A 16,501-nucleotide genomic window follows, 5' to 3' on the forward strand; every position below is an offset into this window, starting at 1 on the left:
TTGCGCGTCACTCACCGCCGCCCCAAAGGCCTGACCCCGCCATCCGGTTCTGCAGAAAACGCACAGACCAGACCAGACCAGACCAGACCAAGTCAGGTCAGGTCAACTCCACAGCCGCTGGCAGATGCAAAAAAGCCCGCCCTCCTTGCGGAGGGCGGGCCTGTGTGTCACGGGGCCGCAGCCCCGGCCGCTGCCTACTTCTTGGGCAGTGCGTAGGCGATCACATAGTCGCCCTTGTCGGTGGTCATGCGGGCACCACCGGCAGACACCACCACAAACTGGCGACCCGATTCGGGCGACAGATAGGTCATGGGCGTGGCCTGGGCCCCCACGGGCAGACGGCCCTTCCAGACCTCCTTGCCGCTCTGGTTGTCAAAGGCGCGCAGGTAGTAGTCCTGGGTCCCGGCATAGAAGGTCAGGCCGCCTGCCGTGGCGAACGGACCGGACAGCGAAGGCATGCCCACCGGCACCGGCAGGCCAAAGCGCACGCCCTGGAGCTTGCTGTCTTCCACCGTACCCAGCGGCACCTGCCAGGCAATCGACTTGGTGTTCAGGTCGATGGCCGTCAGATTGCCCCAGGAAGGCTGGTGGCAGGGCAGACCCAGGAAGGAGTTGAACGCACCACGGATGGACTGGAAGGGCGTACCTTCCTGCACGTGGGTGGCCCACGAGGCATTGGTGATGTCGTTCTTCTTCAGCGACTCCAGCTTTTCCTGGGCGCCTTCCTGCGGGTGCAGGAAGCCGATCTGCGGCATGACCATGTCATTGACGATGAGCATGTTGGTACGCGGATCGTAGGCGTGACCACCCCAGTTGAAGCCACCGTAGTAGCCGGGGTAGATCAGCGTCATCTGGTCGGTCAGCTTGGTGTACGGGCCGTCATATTTCAATTGCTTGAACTTGATGCGGCAGTACAGCTGGTCGAACATGGTGGCGCCCCACATGTCCTTTTCGGTCAGTGTGTTCTTGGCCAGCTGCGGCATGCCCACGGACCAGGGCTGGGTGGGCGATGGTGCAGCATCGCCTTCCATCACGCCCTGGGGCGCGGGCTTTTCTTCCACATCCGCCAGCGGCTTGCCGTTGGTGCGGTCCAGCAGGAACAGCTGGTGGGTCTTGGTGGCCAGCACCAGGCCCGGGGTGTTGCCCCCCTTGCCATCGGGCACGTCCACCAGGGTGGGAGGCGTGCCGTTGTCATAGTCCCAGGTGTCCATGTGCAGGGCCTGGAAGTGCCATGCTTCGCGGCCGGTGTCGGCCTTCAGTGCCACCACGGACGTGGAGTACTGGTTCATCTCGGGTGTGCGGTGCGCGCCCCAGAAGTCGGGCGTGGCATTGCCCAGCGGCAGGTAGATCAGGCCCAGCTTGGCGTCATAGGCGCCATGCGACCAGAAGTTGGGAGTGCCCTTGGTGTAGGTCTGCCCTTCGGGAGGCAGCTTGGTGATCGCAGGGTTGCCCAGATCCCAGGCCCATTCCAGCGCGCCATCCTTCAGGCTGTAGGCACGCACCACGCCGGAAGGTTGCTCGGTCTTCTTGCCGTCCCAGACCCAGCCGCCGATGACCACGCGGTCACCCGCCACCAGCGGCTGCGACGTGGGCATGTAATAGAAGTCCTGGTACTGGCCCATGCCCACGCTCAGGTCGGTATAGCCCTTGCCCGTGTCACCGAAGCCATCGCAGACTTCACCGGTCTTGGCATCCAGCGCCCACAGGCGTGCATCCTTGTCGGTGGTGATGATGCGTGCGCTGCACTTGGCAGGCGCCGGTGCGGCGGGCGCGCTGTCGCTGCCTTGTGCAGCAGGGGCGGCCGATGCCACCGCGGGCACTTCGTAGTAGGCCACGCCACGGCAGCGGCTCCACCACTTGTTCTCACGCGTCTTGGGGTCGAACACCCACTTTTCTTCGCCGGTTTCGGCGTTCAGCGCGATGACCTTGTTCTGCGGCGTGCACAGGTAGACCGAGTCACCGACCTGGATGGGGGTGTTCTGGTCTTCGTTGCCACCACCGGTTTTCGCGCCGGTGCGGTAGGTCCAGGCCACTTCCAGTCCCTTGACGTTGTCGGCCGTCAGCTGGTCAAACGGTGCAAAGCGGTTGCTGTGGTCGTCGCGGCCATAGTGCGTCCAGCGGTTGTCCGGGCTGGCGGCATCGCTCACCACGGCCACTTGCTTGACGATGTCCACACCCTTCTTGGCCGTGTTCTCCACGGTGTTGTGGGGGGTGAAGATCGAGGCAGCCCCCGCCAGCACCACCACGGCCTGCACGGCTGCGGCAGGCAGGGCAATGGCCTGTGCCGGCGAGCGCAGCGAACGCAGCGCCAGCGCGGCAAACAGGCCCAGCACCAGCACCGGCGCCAGACGCGGCACCAGCCCCCAGAATGCGGTGCCGACTTCTGCCAGCGCCCAGATGGCGGTGGCAATGACCACCACCAGATACAGCAGGGCACCCAGCGGCTTGCCGCGCACCAGCAGCACGCCGGACACCACGGAGGCCACCCCGGCGATCAGGTAATACCAAGACCCACCCAGCGTGACCAGCTGGATCCCGCCAATCAGCAGCGCCAGACCCACCAGCGCCAGGACAACGCCCAACACGCGCGGCCATACGGGCACGCGGTTCGGCACATCAGCTTGTGACATGTTGATTCCTATGTTTCATTCAATCGATACCAGAATGATTCTAGGAAGCCCGACCGTTTTCTGCAGAGGGTTGCAGCGCCTGTAGGCAGCAGGCTGCAAAACAAAATATTACCTACAGGTATCTAGAAAATAAAATCCTGCAAATGCAATACAAGCATTTGAATTCAAATGTATTTTTTATTTTCAGAAAGCACTGAAAATACAGCAATCTGCATAAAACCTTCTCTTTATTGCGTATTTGGACCGCACCTTCACGCCCCCACGCAGGTGCCCCAAGCACCATCTGGCGCATCCCGAGCGACCGACCAGTTATTCCCAAAAAGAATGTCATATCCAACGACATTCCTGCCAACAGCCGGCCTGGCAAGCTGCCAACGACCAGCCTCGCAGCACCGCCCCAGGCAATCGCTACCATGGCGTGTTCGGCGGCACTAGCTGCGCCGCCCCTGTCACGTCTTCCATTCCTTTTCGCATGCGACTGCTTCACACCTCCGACTGGCACCTGGGCCAGCACTTCATGGGCCAAAGCCGCCAGGCCGAGCACAGTGCGCTGGTGGATTGGCTGCTGGTCCAGGTGGAGGCGCATGCGGTGGACGCGGTGGTGATTGCGGGCGACATCTTCGACACCGGCGCACCACCCAGCTATGCGCGCGAGCTGTACAACCAGCTCATCGCCCGCCTGCACCGGGCCGGCGTGGCCCTGCTGCTGCTGGGCGGCAACCACGACTCCGTCAGCGTGCTGGGTGAAAGCCAGGACCTGCTGGCCTACCTGGGTACCCGGGTGATTGCCGCTGTGGGTGAGGTGTCCGGGCATGTGGTCACATTGCCGCTGCGCAGCCAGCCGGCAGAGCCCGGCTGCATCGTCTGCGCCCTGCCCTTCATCCGCCCGCGTGACGTGGTGCACAGCCAGGCGGGGCAAAGCGCCCAGGACAAACAGCAGGCACTGCAAACGGCCATCCAGACCACCTATCAGCAGGTATACGAGGCCGCCGTGGCACGGCAGACGGCGCTGCAGCAATCGCTGGGACGCAAGCTGCCCATCGTGGCCACCGGCCACCTGACCACCGTGGGCGCCAGCAGCAGCGAATCGGTGCGCGAAATCTATGTGGGATCGCTGGAAGCCTTCCCCACCACCGCCTTCCCGGCGGCCGACTACATTGCGCTGGGCCATATCCACCAGCCGCAGAAAGTCGGCGGACTGGAACACATCCGCTATTGCGGCTCACCCATCGCCCTGGGCTTTGACGAGGCACGCCAGACCAAGCAGGTGCTGCTGGTCGATCTGCATGAAGCCGGCCTGCAGGCCGTCACCCCCCTGCCGGTGCCGGTGTTCCAGCCCCTGGCATCGGTGCGCGGCACCCTGGCGGAATTGCCCAACGCCCTGCAGGCCCTTGCTGCCAGCGCCACCCCGGAGCGCCCGGTCTGGCTGGAAGTCACCATCGAGGAAGACGACTACCTGACCGATCTGGCGCCCCGGGTACAGGCGCTGCTGGAAGGCTTGCCCGTGCAGCTGCTGCGCATCAAGCGCCAGCGCGGCACCGCCGCGGCCCAGCTCACGGCCGACGCCAGCGAATCGCTGGATGAACTCAGCCCGCAGGAAGTCTTTGCCCGCCGCCTGGCGCAGGAAACGCTGGAGCCTCCGCTGCAGCAGGCGCTGACCGCACGCTACCGCCAAGTGGTGGAGCGCCTCACGAATGCGGCAGGAGATGCAGCAGAAGAGGCCCCAGGAGGTGCGGCATGAAGATCCTCAAGCTGCGCCTCAAGAACCTGAACTCGCTGCAGGGTGAGTGGAAGATCGACTTCACCGCCGCACCGTTTGCCGACAACAGCCTGTTCGCCATCACCGGCGCCACAGGCGCAGGCAAGTCCACGCTGCTGGATGCCATCTGCCTGGCGCTGTACCACCAGACCCCGCGCCTGGCCACCATCAGCGCCGGCAGCAACGACCTGATGACGCGCCACACCGCCGACTGCCTGGCCGAAGTGGAATTCGAAGTCCAGGGCACCGTCTACCGCGCCTTCTGGAGCCAGCGCCGCGCCCGCGACAAAGCCCAGGGTGCGTTGCAGGCCCCCAAGGTGGAACTGGCCAGGGTCGCAGACGGTCACATCCTCAGCAGCCAGAGCGGCGACAAGCTGCGGCAGATTGCACAGCTCACCGGTCTGGACTTTGCGCGCTTCACCAAGTCCATGCTCCTTGCCCAGGGCGGCTTTGCGGCCTTTTTGCAGGCCACGGCCAATGAGCGCGCCGAATTGCTGGAAGAGCTGACCGGCACCGAAATCTACGGCCAGATCTCGCAGGCCGTGTTTGAACACGCCCGCGACGCACGCCAGCAGCTGGACAAGGCCCAGGCCCAGGTCGATGGCATGCAGCTGCTCTCCAGCGAGGCACGCGCCCAGCTGCAGCAGGACAGCGACCGCCTGCAAGGCGATCTGGCCCAGGTGCAGAGCGATCACAGCGCCACCCTGGCCCTGCAACGCTGGCACCAGCAAACGGCACAGGCCGCGCACGATGCCGAGCAAAGCGGCCAGGCACACACCGCCGCCCAGCAGGCCCTGGATGCCGCCGCCCCGCAGCTGCAACGCTTGCAGCACCATGCCCCCGCCCAGGCCCTGCAGCCGCTTCACCAGCGCTGGCAGCATGCCCAGGCCCTGCTGCAGGGCAGTGCCGCCCAGCTGCAGCAACTGCAGTCCGCGCAGGACAGCTCCCGGCTGCGACAGCTGCAGCTGCACCACCAGGCGCATGTGCTGGCCGACCGCGCAGCCCAGTCCGCACAGCACGCACTGCAATCGCTGCAGGCGCAAGAAGCTGCCCTGCAGCACTGGCGCACGGAACACGCGCGTTTTGCGCAGCTGGGTGAACGGCTCAGCGGCTGGCAACAGCAGCTGGAACAGCAGCGCCACGTACAGCAGCAACATGCCGCGCAACAGCTGGAACTGCGCCAAGCCACCACCCGGTGCACCCAGCTGCAGCAAGACACGACGGCACAGCACGGAGAAGTGGCCGCAGCCGAGCTGGCACACCAGCAGGCCAGCGCGGCTGCGGCACAGGCGCAGCAAGCCCAGGCGCAGCGCCTGGCACCGCACGGCGGCAGCCTGCCCCCGTTGCGTGCCCAGTGGCAAGCGGCGCAGCAGTTGCAACATGCCTGGCAGCAGCTGGAAGCCCACGCGGCCCAGCGCCGCCAATGGGCCCTGCAGCAAGCCCGGACCGAAGAGGCGCTGCAGACCAGCACCGACCAGACCGCACAGCAGACGCAGGCGCTGGCCCAGCTGCGCGCCCAATACAAGCAGCAAAAAGAGCGGGTGGCCGACAAGCAGAAGCTGCTGGAACAGGAGCAGCGCATCCAAAGCCTGGAAGCCCACCGCCATGCACTGCAACCCGGAGAGGCCTGCCCGCTGTGCGGTGCCATCGAACACCCGGCCATTGCGGCCTACGCAGCGCTGGACCTTTCGGCCACCCAGACCGCCCTGCAACAGGCCCGCGCCACGCTGGATACATTGCAGGCAGAGGGCGAACAGCAGGCCAGCGCCCATGCCGCCCACCAGGCCCGGCATGCCGCGCTGCAGGCGCAGCGCGATGAACTGGCAGCCCGTATCCCCGGCTGGGAGGCGCAATGGACGGCACTGTGCGCCGGCCTGCAGCAGTCCCCCGCCGCCAACGCCTGGCAACAGCCCGAGGCGCTGGCCGATGCCCGCACCCACGCCGCGGCGCAACTGGAGGCGCTGTCCCATGCCTTGCAAGCCGCCGAAGCAGGCGAGCACGCGCTGCAGTCCGCCAAAGATGCCAGCCAGCAGGCCTTGCAAGGGCTGCAAGCCGCACAGCACCGGCTGGACAGCCTGCAGCAGGCCCAACGCGACGCAGCGGCCCAGCAGCAGCGCAGCACCCAGGCGGCCCAGGCCCTGGAAACAGAGGCCGCCACGCTTGTCCAGGCCTTGCGCACCGCCGTCGAAGCTGCAGGCTACCCCTTGCCGCCCGATAGCGACCACCCGGCCTGGCTGCAGGCCCGCCAGGCGGAATGGCAGACCTGGCAAAGCCAGCACAGCCAATGGCAGGACACGGTGCGCCAGCGCGATCTGCAGCAGCACCTGTGCGCCAGCGCCCAGCAGGACGCCGCGCTGTGGCAGGGCCGCTGGCAGCAGTTGCAGCCATCCCTGGCCGCTCCCGCACCGGCGGCCACCGCCCTGCCCGGCGACCTGGCCGACTGCGTGCTGGCCCTGGAGCAGCAGCACCAGCAACGGGCCACGCTGGAAGGCCAGATCCGCCAGTTGCAGACCACGCTGGCCCAGCAAGGCGACGACGCCGCGCAGGCCACATCGGACTGGACGCAGGCCCTGGCAGCCAGCCCGTTTGCCGATGCAGCGGCCTATGCCCAGGCCCTGCTGCCCGCCGCCGAGGTGGAGCGCCTGGCCGCCCTGCAGCAGCAACTGCACACCGGGCTGCAACGTGCCACCACGCTGCATGCCGAGGCGCTGCAACGCCACCAGCAACTGCGCAGCCAGGCACTGACCGATACCGCGCCCGACGCCCTGGCCGCGCAATTACAGGCGCTGGAAGCGCAGCGCACTGCCCTCAGTGAACAGATGGGAGCCACCCGCGCCCGGCTGGATGACGATGCCCGGCGCCACCAGGGCCAGCAGGCCTTGCTGCAGCAGATGACGGCGCTGACCGAAGACAGCGACCTGTGGCAACGCCTGGACGGGCTGATCGGTTCGGCCAGGGGCGACAAGTTCCGCAAATTCGCCCAGGGGCTGACGCTGGACCACCTGCTGCACCTCGCCAACCGGCACCTCACCCGACTGCATGGCCGCTACCTGCTGCGCCGCAAGCCCACGGGCGAGCTGGAACTGGACATCGTGGACAGCTGGCAAGGCGACGCGGCGCGCGATACGCGCACGCTCTCGGGCGGCGAGGCCTTCCTGGTCAGCCTGGCGCTGGCACTGGCGCTGTCCGATCTGGTCAGCCACAAGACCTCGATCGACTCGCTGTTCCTGGACGAAGGCTTTGGCACGCTGGACGGCGACACGCTGGAAGTGGCGCTGACCGCCCTGGACGCGCTGAACGCCAGCGGCAAGATGATCGGCATCATCAGCCACGTCGAAGCACTGAAGGAACGCATCCCCGCCCAGATCCGGGTGGAAAAAGGCGGCGGCGTGGGCCATTCGCGGCTGGTGATCTAGGCCCGGCGGCGCGGGGACTGCACTGTGCGCCGCCCTTCCCTCCCGATCGGCCCACAGGCCGTGGAAGCCGGCTGCACCTGCGGTGTATGTGGCGCCTGCATGGAACGCTATGAAAAACCGCGCTGCCACCGCTCCGTTCCCGAGCCTGCTCCAAGGCCACCCCGCCCGCGCACGCTGCATCGGCGTGCTTTACCGTACCATCCAGGCCCTTGCTTGATAGGTACAAGCCATGATCCGGATCGCAGAACTCAAACTCCCCCTCTCGGCAGTGGAATACCACCCCGAGAACCACACCGAATACCAGCCCATCGCCAAGCTGACCGCCCTGGCGGCCGAGCGTCTGGGCATTCCCGCCAGCGCCATTGCCCGGCTGCATGTGCACAAACGCAGTTTTGACGCCCGCAAGAGCGCGCTGCTGGCGGTCTATATCGCCGACATCACCCTGGCCGATCCGGCGCAGGAAGCCGCCCTGCTGGCCCGGTTTGCCGACCAGTCCCATGTGACCCCCACGCCGGACATGGCGTGGAAGCCCGTGGGCGCAGCCCCTGCCACGCTGGCCGACAGTGAACGCCCGGTGGTGGTGGGTTTTGGCCCTTGCGGCATTTTTGCCGCCCTGGTGCTGGCACAGATGGGATTCCGCCCCATCGTGCTGGAACGCGGCAAGGAAGTGCGCGAGCGCACCAAGGACACCTGGCGCCTGTGGCGCCAGCGCGAGCTGACTCCCGAGTCCAATGTGCAGTTTGGTGAAGGCGGCGCCGGCACCTTCTCCGACGGCAAGCTCTACAGCCAGATCAAGGACCCGCGCCACCTGGGCCGCAAGGTGATGACCGAGTTTGTGCAGCACGGCGCACCGGAAGAAATCCTCTACGCCGCCCACCCCCACATCGGCACCTTCAAGCTGGTCAAGGTGGTGGAAGGCATCCGCGAGGAAATCATCCGCCTGGGCGGCGAGATCCGCTTTGAGCAGCGCGTGACCGATGTGCAGATCGACGGCGAAGGCGCACAACGCCAGTTGACGGCCCTGCAGGTGCTGAACCAGGCCACGGGCGAAAGCTATGCCCTGCCCACACAGCACGCCGTGATGGCCCTGGGCCACAGCTCACGCGACACCTTTGCCATGTTCTACGAGCGCGGGGTGGCCATGGAAGCCAAGCCGTTCTCGATCGGCTTTCGCATCGAACATCCGCAAAGCATCATCGACCAGGCCCGCTGGGGCAAGGATGCCGGCCACCCCCTGCTGGGCGCGGCCGACTACAAGCTGGTGCACCACGCGGCCAACGGCCGTGCGGTCTACAGCTTCTGCATGTGCCCGGGCGGCACCGTGGTGGCGGCCACCAGCGAACCCGAGCGCGTGGTCACCAACGGCATGAGCCAGTACTCGCGTGCCGAGCGCAATGCCAACGCCGGCATGGTCTGCGCCATCAACCCGGAAGACTTCCCGCGCGATGCCAAAAGCTTTGCCTGGGCCTTTGACGGCAAGACCTATGGCGTGGAAGATCTGGCGGAAGGCCAGTTCCACCCGCTGTCCGGCATCGTCTTCCAGCGCCAACTGGAGTCCAAGGCCTTCCTGCTGGGAGGACGCAACTACAGCGCCCCCGGTCAGCTGGTGGGTGACTTTGTGGCCGGCACCGAATCCAGGGAATTCGGCAGCGTGGAGCCCTCCTACAAGCCCGGCATCCACCTGACCAATCTGCACCATGCCCTGCCGGCCTACGCCATCGAAGCCATGCGCGAAGCCCTGCCCGCCTTCGGCAAGAAGATCCGCGGCTACGACATGCCCGATGCGGTGCTGACCGGCGTGGAAACGCGCACCTCCTCGCCGGTGAAGATCGGCCGCGGCGCCGATTTCCAGAGCGAAAACACGCGCGGCCTGTACCCGGCCGGTGAAGGCGCCAGCTACGCCGGCGGCATTCTGTCGGCCGGCGTGGACGGCGTGAAGGTAGGCGAGGCCGTGGCCTGCGCCATGCTGGGGCTGGAGCTGCCTTCGTCCGGCATCCGCAGTTCGGGCGGCGCGGCGTAACTCCATTGAACGCCCCCTGCCGTGTGGTGCGCTGCCTCTCTCAAGGGGATGGGGACCACGGAGCAGGGAGGCCCTTTCTCGCGGCCTCTGAATAGGGGCCGCACCGGTTGCGCTGGCCGGTGACTGCGCGCAGTACCATGGATTTCTGCCTATGAACACCCACCTCACCGTTGCTTCCCGCACCCCGCTGCTGATCGCCATCGCGGCCATGGTGGTGGTCGTGCTGTCCTCCAACATCCTGGTGCAGTACGCCATCAACGACTGGCTGACCTGGGGCGCCATCACCTACCCGTTTGCCTTTCTGGTCAGCGAACTGGTCAACCGCGGCTTTGGCCCGGTGCAGGCACGGCGCGTGGCCTGGGTGGGTTTTGCCGTGGCCGTGGCCGCCTCCCTGGTCCTGGCACCGCCGCGCATTGCGATGGCCTCGGGCCTGGCGTTCGCCTGCTCGCAGATGCTGGACATCACCGTGTTTGACCGCCTGCGCCACAGCCGCTGGTGGCGCGCGCCGCTGATTGCCACCGTGCTGGCCGCCTGCCTGGATACCGCCATTTTCTGGAGCGTGGGCTTTGCCGGGGAAGAACTGCCCTGGGTCACCTGGGCACTGGGCGATCTGGGCGTGAAGCTGGTGCTGGGGGTGTGCCTGCTGCTGCCTTTCCGCTTACTGATGGGCAAAGTGGTGGCAACGCGCTAAGCCTGCAGGGATTCACACATTCAGCACGGAATGCAGCGACAGGAAAGTTAGCTGCATCCATTGGAAATGCCAGACATCCTGCGTCCGGAATTCCCGCTTATTTCAGATAGAAATCCTTGAAGAAATTCTGCTGATTCTCGGGGATTTGCTTGATGCCGCCGCCCACATGCCGGCCAGGGGGCAAGCGAAACGCTTTCGGAAAATCCTTGCCATCCGGGAACGCGTAGTAGCTGTCATGAACCAGCACATCCTGCTTGATGAGCGGCCAGACCACTTCCATCAAAAATACCTGATCGAAAAGTGGATTGTTCCCATATTTTCCACTCTCCAGCAATATCTCCTGGATATTGGGGAGCACCCCGGCCACCCCTCCCCACATGCCTGCCAATATCAGCTCCACATGGTAGGGATGGTCGCGCATGATATGGAACTTCTTGTCCGAATACAGCCATTCCTGCACCGCAACGACTTCCTGCACATTGACCCGTGAATCGGTGTCCCGGCACAGAAAATACTCCACGCCCGGATCATCCATCACCAAAAACCGCCACATGGAGCGGAATTTCTTCAGGCGTTCATCCTCGATCATCACCACCTGGGCATCCAGCTTTCTCAAGGCGTCCAGCGCCTGGGGCGGCACCGATGCATCGCAATAGAATCTGGCGGTCCAGCCGTCATACATATGCGGTATCAGTTGTGCATTGATCAATGCACCCGTGACGTAGACCGGATCATCCCCCCACAAGGAAAAAGCGATGATATTGCTTTTCTTTTTTTTAAAGTCGAACAGCGGATGCCTGCTTTTGACCGATAAATCAGCATAGGCAGAGCTCTTGAATTTATCTACTGCAATACGGTCTTTCAGCGCCAGGCACAAATAGCCCTGCTTCACCGCCTCGTCTTCTTTCCCAGCCAGCCACAGCGTGGACACCAGCACATTCCGATAATAAAAATTATCTTCCTGGATGCGCACCGCTTCCAGAATGGCATCCGCAGCTTCCTGGTAGCGCTTCATGTCTTTCAGGCACAAGCCAAGGCCATACCAGGCCTTGTGATTCAAAGCATCTTGGGCGACCGCTTCTCTATATTCTGCTTCGGACAACCGGTTCTGACTCATTCCGAATCATTCATAAAATTTTTGACCGCGTGGCTTTTTTCTGCTGAATACCTCAGCCCCATGCGATTTTCACCGATACGGGTTCTGCGACCAAGCGCCGCGGCTTCATGCCTTGCCCCACCCGCTCCTGCCAAGCAGAAAAGACCAGGCCATCAAGGCTGCGCACACAAAAAAAGAGCTGCCCGTGCCCGTAGGCGCAAGCAGCTCTGGTGGTCACAGCGCCCGTGCACCTTGCAGCACACGGGCGCCGGCCCGTGGCTTTACAGATCCACGTGCAGCTTGCCCTGGCTGATCAGGTCCTGCACCAGTTTGGCCTGGTCGGTGGTGTCGTAGTTCTGACCTTCCAGCACGATCTTCTGGTTGGCGCCTTCGCTGCCCAGATGGCCCGTGGTCGAGATGTTCAGCACCGTGGTCGACTTGCCGTTCACCGTTTCGGTGGAGGCGCCCAGGTAATCGCTGAGGTTGGACTTGTTCTCGCCCTGCAGCAGATCGCTCAGGTCCAGCACATCCTTGCCGTTGCCGAAGTCCTGGACGGTATCCACCGCCGGCGCTTTGGCCGTGCCTTCGTCGCCCTTCAGCCATACAAAGGTATCGTCGCCATCACCGCCCAGCAGCGTATCGTTGCCCTTGCCGCCATACAGGTGGTCGTCGCCCTTGCCGCCCTCCAGCTTGTCGTTACCGGCACCGCCAAACAGCAGGTCATCGTCGTCGGAACCCAGCAGTGTGTCCGCTGCGTCGGCACCGGCCAACACGCTGGAGGCGTCATGGCCATCGGCCGTGGCCGATGCATCGTGTGCATCCGCAGACTGCGCATGCGCCGTCAGCGTGAAGTCGGCATCCTTGGCCCCCGTGATGGTCAGCTGCGCATGCACAGACTGGCCGTTGTCCGCCAGCACGCCGTCAATATGGACCTTGCCATCGACCACCGCGACTTCCACGCCGTTGTAGACCACCTTGGCCCCGGCAGGAATGCCTTCCAGGGTCAGATGCTGCGACAGCACTTCACCGCTGCCATCCACATCCGCCAAGGTGGCGGTGATGGTCACGATGTACTCGGCTGCATCGGCGGTGGCGGGCACCGTGGTCAGCTTGCTCACATCCGTGTGGCCCGGGGTGTTCACCACCAGCTGGCCGCCAGCGAAGACACCTTCCACCTTGTTCATGCCCTGGCCCACTTGCTTGCCAGTGCTGGTGGAGATGTTCAGGCTTTCCAGCACATTGACCTGGGTGCTGGCATTATTGGCCGTCGGCGTATTGATCTTGGCGCCCGAAGCGGCGTCCCCAATCAGGATCGCGTAGTCCGGCGCCGTAGAGCCCTTGGCTCCGGTGTTGCCCGTGAAGTTGTTGAACGCACGCCAGGAGCCGTACTCGCCATCCGAGACATTGCCATTGCCCGACCAGGTACCGCTGCTGCTGTGCAGCAGGAACAGGTCGGTCTTGTTGGCAGCGGCCGAGTTGGTGTTGGCCTGGCCATTGGTGTCGTAGCCAATGCGGATCAGGTTTTCGCCGTACTGGGCCTCGCTGAACGCACCGTTCTTGTAAACGAGGATGTCGTTCTTGCCATCGCCGTTGGAGTCAAAGTCGTTGATCGGATTCTTGCCCGTGCCATCGACCCCTCTGGTGGAATACGTACCCCAGACCCGCACGTTGAAGCCCACGGCCACCACGTTGCCGGCAGCATCCAAGTTGAAGCCATTGCCACTGGGGTCCTTGGCACCGCCGTTGACGGCCGTCGTGCCTTCCAGCGGATCCTTGGCGGCATTGTGCGCAGTGATCTCCAGCTGCACCTCGGGCGCATTGACCACCGGGTCCGGGTCGCCGGGCACCTCAGGTACTTCCGGAACCACCACGGCAGGGACTGCCACGGTCAGGTCATCCGATGCGCTGTCGCTACCGTACTTGCCCGAGGCCGACACATCCGCCGTCAGGTCCAGCGCAGGGCTGCCATGCGGCACGTCCAGCGTGATCTTCACATCTGCCAGGCTCACGCCGTTCGGGTTGTGCAAGGTCAGCACGCCATCGTGCAAGGAGTAGTCCGTGCCTTCAACCAGGGTCTTGCCGTTGTGTTCGATCGACACCACCTTGGCATCGCCCAGGCCGCGCACCTCCACATCGGACATTGCATCGCCCGCATCGCCTTGCGTCAGCAGGGCATCCAGGTCCAGCGTCACCTGATCGGTCAGGTGCTGCTCAAACCCAGGCATCCCGCCATCAATGGTCTGGCCGTCGCCAAAGACAATGCCGGCAAAACGATCCAGGGTCAGCGACAAGGTGTCTGGCGATGACTTGTCCTTGATCGTGCCTTTCCAGCTTCCGCCTTGATAGACCAGGCCCGACAGGTCGTACTGGTCCAGCGGCTTGGGCAGCACCAGGATGTCCACCGGCTTCTGGTTGGCCTGGTCCCAGGTGCCCACCACATTGGTCGTCCCCTTCACCGTGGTGTGGTTGTAGCCCACCTGGTTGATGACCACCGCATGGGACTGGGTGCCTACACCCATGTCGTAGGTCACGGCAGTCACCGTTGTCTTGCCCATGCCGTCCACGACCACGCCACCGTCACCCACGGTGATGGAGGAGTCGCCCTTGGTATAAGTGACTTCCGTGTGGCGCGCCTCTTCTGCCAGCGAGATGCTCACATCCGGAGGATCCCCTGCGGGATTGGTCGGCTCGGTTGGCTTGTGCCCGTTCGACACATTGAATCCGCCATCGAACGGATCTCCATCCCCATCCGTGCCCTTCACGTTGACATCGAAGTCCACGTTGACATCCTTGGGCATGGACTGCCACTCCGCACCTTCCACCGTGAACTTGGGTGCATCTTTGCCGTTGGTAGGACCGGAGACCTCCAAGACCACGTCCTTGATGCCGCCGGTGATGCCCAGGGCTTCGGCCGAAATCACCCAGGAGTTGCCCGTCAACGCTACCTCATAGGCCGTGCCATTGACCCAGATGGTGGTGTACTTGCCGGGGTCGCCGCCATTGTTGCGGTCGATGGTGATGGTGAACTCGCTCACCGCATCCTTGAATGCGAAGTCCAGCTTTTCACCCGATTGCACATGGTTGTTGGCCACACCGATGCCCTGGCCGCTGACATTGACAGAGGCGGACCCGTTCTTGTCGGACGCCGTGATCGTCAGCCCCGAGCCTTCCGGCTGGAAACCATTCTTGTAATTGCCAGGCTTCAAATCACCTTGGTCCAACCCGCCTGGTTCGGTTTGCGACAGCTGCGCCAGTTGCTTGACGGTATACGAACCGTCCTGTGCCAGCGTGATCTGGAAGATTTCCTTGCCCGCCGCGTCGAAGACAGACGCACTCCCGCCATCGCTGGAGGACTTGTAGGTCCAGCCGCTGGGCAGGTTGGCGATGTCGGCAATCTTCAGCGTGAACCCGTCGCTGTCTGCGCCCTTGGAGAAAGTCATCTCCCCGGAGAATTCGCCGACCGCATTGCCGGTCTGAATATCTTCGCTGCCGAAGAATTCGGGCACATCGTCCTCAACCGTCACAGCGATATTGCTGGACTCAGACGCGCCAGTGGTGCTGGTCACCGAGACATCCAACTCCAGATCCAGCGCGGTGTCTTCCCCCTTGGACGGATCGTGCGACACCGCATCGGTAAGGCGGTATTCGTACTCCACTTCGTAGCCAGTGGCTGTCTTGGTGAAAGCGGTAATGGTCAACTCGCCACCGGGCGCTGATACCTTGGTGCCTGCCACGATATCGTCCACATCAATCGATGTGCCCGCAATCGTGATCGACACAATGCCTTTGTTCGAGGTAATGCTGAACGATCCGGATGCGACAGCGTTGCCCGCGGCCAAGTCAGCCTCCGCCACCGTGACCTTCCCACCCGTGATGGCCAGGACTTCCGGCTTTTCGGGGGGCGCCTCGGTCGGGGCTTCGGTTGGAGCTTCCGTAGGTGCTTCCGTAGGGGCCTCTGTAGGCGCTTCTGTTGGAGCCTCAGTCGGAGCTTCTGTTGGGGCCTCAGTTGGAGCTTCCGTCGGGGCTTCGGTTGGGGCCTCAGTCGGTGCTTCGGTCGGAGCCTCAGTCGGGGCTTCCGTTGGCACTTCCGTCGGAGCCTCTGTTGGGGCCTCAGTTGGAGCTTCCGTCGGGGCTTCGGTTGGGGCCTCAGTCGGTGCTTCCGTAGGCGACTCAGTAGGCGCTTCGGTCGGAGCCTCAGTTGGGGCCTCGGTTGGGGCTTCTGTCGGGGCCTCTGTTGGAGCTTCCGTGGGCGCTTCCGTCGGAGCCTCTGTTGGGGCTTCGGTCGGAGCCTCAGTCGGCGCTTCCGTTGGAGCCTCGGTCGGGGCTTCCGTCGGGGCTTCGGTAGGCGCCTCTGTTGGCACTTCAGTCGGAGCTTCCGTAGGCGCCTCTGTCGGTGCTTCCGTAGGTGCTTCTGTCGGAGCCTCAGTCGGCGCTTCCGTTGGAGCCTCGGTTGGGGCTTCTGTAGGTGCTTCCGTGGGAGCCTCAGTCGGGGCTTCTGTAGGAGCCTCGGTCGGGGCTTCCGTCGGGGCTTCGGTAGGTGCCTCCGTGGGCGCCTCTGTTGGCACTTCAGTCGGAGCTTCCGTAGGCGCCTCGGTCGGGGCTTCCGTCGGGGCTTCGGTAGGTGCCTCCGTGGGCGCCTCTGTTGGCACTTCAGTCGGAGCTTCCGTAGGCGCCTCTGTCGGTGCTTCCGTCGGTGCTTCTGTCGGAGCCTCAGTCGGCGCTTCCGTTGGAGCCTCGGTTGGGGCTTCTGTAGGTGCTTCCGTGGGAGCCTCAGTCGGGGCTTCTGTAGGAGCCTCGGTCGGGGCTTCGGTAGGTGCCTCCGTGGGCGCCTCTGTTGGCACTTCAGTCGGAGCTTCCGTAGGAGCTTCGGTCGGGGCCTCGGTAGGCGC

At 64.3% G+C, this 16,501-nt stretch carries 7 protein-coding genes; 4 read left to right on the forward strand and 3 right to left on the reverse strand.

Translation table 11 applies throughout. The annotated features are described in order from the left end of the window. Positions 1 to 194: 194 nt before the first annotated feature. Positions 195 to 2,630 carry a membrane-bound PQQ-dependent dehydrogenase, glucose/quinate/shikimate family gene (locus CT3_RS18150; protein WP_066542005.1) on the reverse strand — a complete coding sequence of 812 codons (2,436 nt, stop codon included), beginning with the start codon at positions 2,628 to 2,630 and terminating at the stop codon, positions 195 to 197. Between the two features lie 472 nt (positions 2,631 to 3,102). Here CT3_RS18150 and sbcD point away from each other — a divergent pair, with 472 nt between their 5' ends. The 4 genes from sbcD (at position 3,103) to CT3_RS18170 (ending at position 10,516) form a co-directional block, all read left to right on the forward strand. Continuing rightward, positions 3,103 to 4,371, forward strand: coding sequence for an exonuclease subunit SbcD (gene sbcD, locus CT3_RS18155; RefSeq protein ID WP_066542004.1), 1,269 nt, complete (start codon positions 3,103 to 3,105; stop codon positions 4,369 to 4,371). Next, a complete protein-coding gene (locus CT3_RS18160; protein WP_066542003.1) occupies positions 4,368 to 7,805 on the forward strand; it encodes an AAA family ATPase in 3,438 nt (1,145 codons plus the stop codon). Before sbcD ends, CT3_RS18160 begins: the two co-directional genes overlap by 4 nt. Before the next feature lie 229 nt (positions 7,806 to 8,034). After that, the gene (locus CT3_RS18165) at positions 8,035 to 9,825 is read left to right on the forward strand and encodes an NAD(P)/FAD-dependent oxidoreductase (protein WP_066542002.1); all 1,791 of its coding nucleotides are present in this window, start codon (positions 8,035 to 8,037) and stop codon (positions 9,823 to 9,825) included. 151 nt (positions 9,826 to 9,976) lie between these two features. Further along, positions 9,977 to 10,516 (forward strand): VUT family protein, encoded by a 540-nt coding sequence (locus CT3_RS18170; protein ID WP_066542001.1) that lies wholly within the window; start codon positions 9,977 to 9,979, stop codon positions 10,514 to 10,516. 97 nt (positions 10,517 to 10,613) lie between these two features. Here CT3_RS18170 and CT3_RS18175 read toward each other — a convergent pair whose 3' ends face one another. Next, positions 10,614 to 11,633 (reverse strand): tetratricopeptide repeat protein, encoded by a 1,020-nt coding sequence (locus CT3_RS18175; protein ID WP_127446264.1) that lies wholly within the window; start codon positions 11,631 to 11,633, stop codon positions 10,614 to 10,616. A 260-nt stretch (positions 11,634 to 11,893) separates the two neighbouring features. After that, a complete protein-coding gene (locus CT3_RS18180) occupies positions 11,894 to 15,391 on the reverse strand; it encodes a calcium-binding protein (RefSeq protein ID WP_127446265.1) in 3,498 nt (1,165 codons plus the stop codon). Between the last annotated feature and the right edge of the window lie 1,110 nt (positions 15,392 to 16,501).

Source organism: Comamonas terrigena NBRC 13299 (genome assembly GCF_006740045.1).
Lineage (GTDB): Bacteria > Pseudomonadota > Gammaproteobacteria > Burkholderiales > Burkholderiaceae_C > Comamonas > Comamonas terrigena.

What these genes read in the sequence shown, in the direction of transcription:
- CT3_RS18150 (WP_066542005.1), bottom strand. Translation starts at nt 2,630, where the DNA reads ATGTCACAAGCTGATGTGCCGAACCGCGTGCCCGTATGGCCGCGCGTG.
- sbcD (WP_066542004.1), top strand. Translation starts at nt 3,103, where the DNA reads ATGCGACTGCTTCACACCTCCGACTGGCACCTGGGCCAGCACTTCATG.
- CT3_RS18160 (WP_066542003.1), top strand. Translation starts at nt 4,368, where the DNA reads ATGAAGATCCTCAAGCTGCGCCTCAAGAACCTGAACTCGCTGCAGGGT.
- CT3_RS18165 (WP_066542002.1), top strand. Translation starts at nt 8,035, where the DNA reads ATGATCCGGATCGCAGAACTCAAACTCCCCCTCTCGGCAGTGGAATAC.
- CT3_RS18170 (WP_066542001.1), top strand. Translation starts at nt 9,977, where the DNA reads ATGAACACCCACCTCACCGTTGCTTCCCGCACCCCGCTGCTGATCGCC.
- CT3_RS18175 (WP_127446264.1), bottom strand. Translation starts at nt 11,633, where the DNA reads ATGAGTCAGAACCGGTTGTCCGAAGCAGAATATAGAGAAGCGGTCGCC.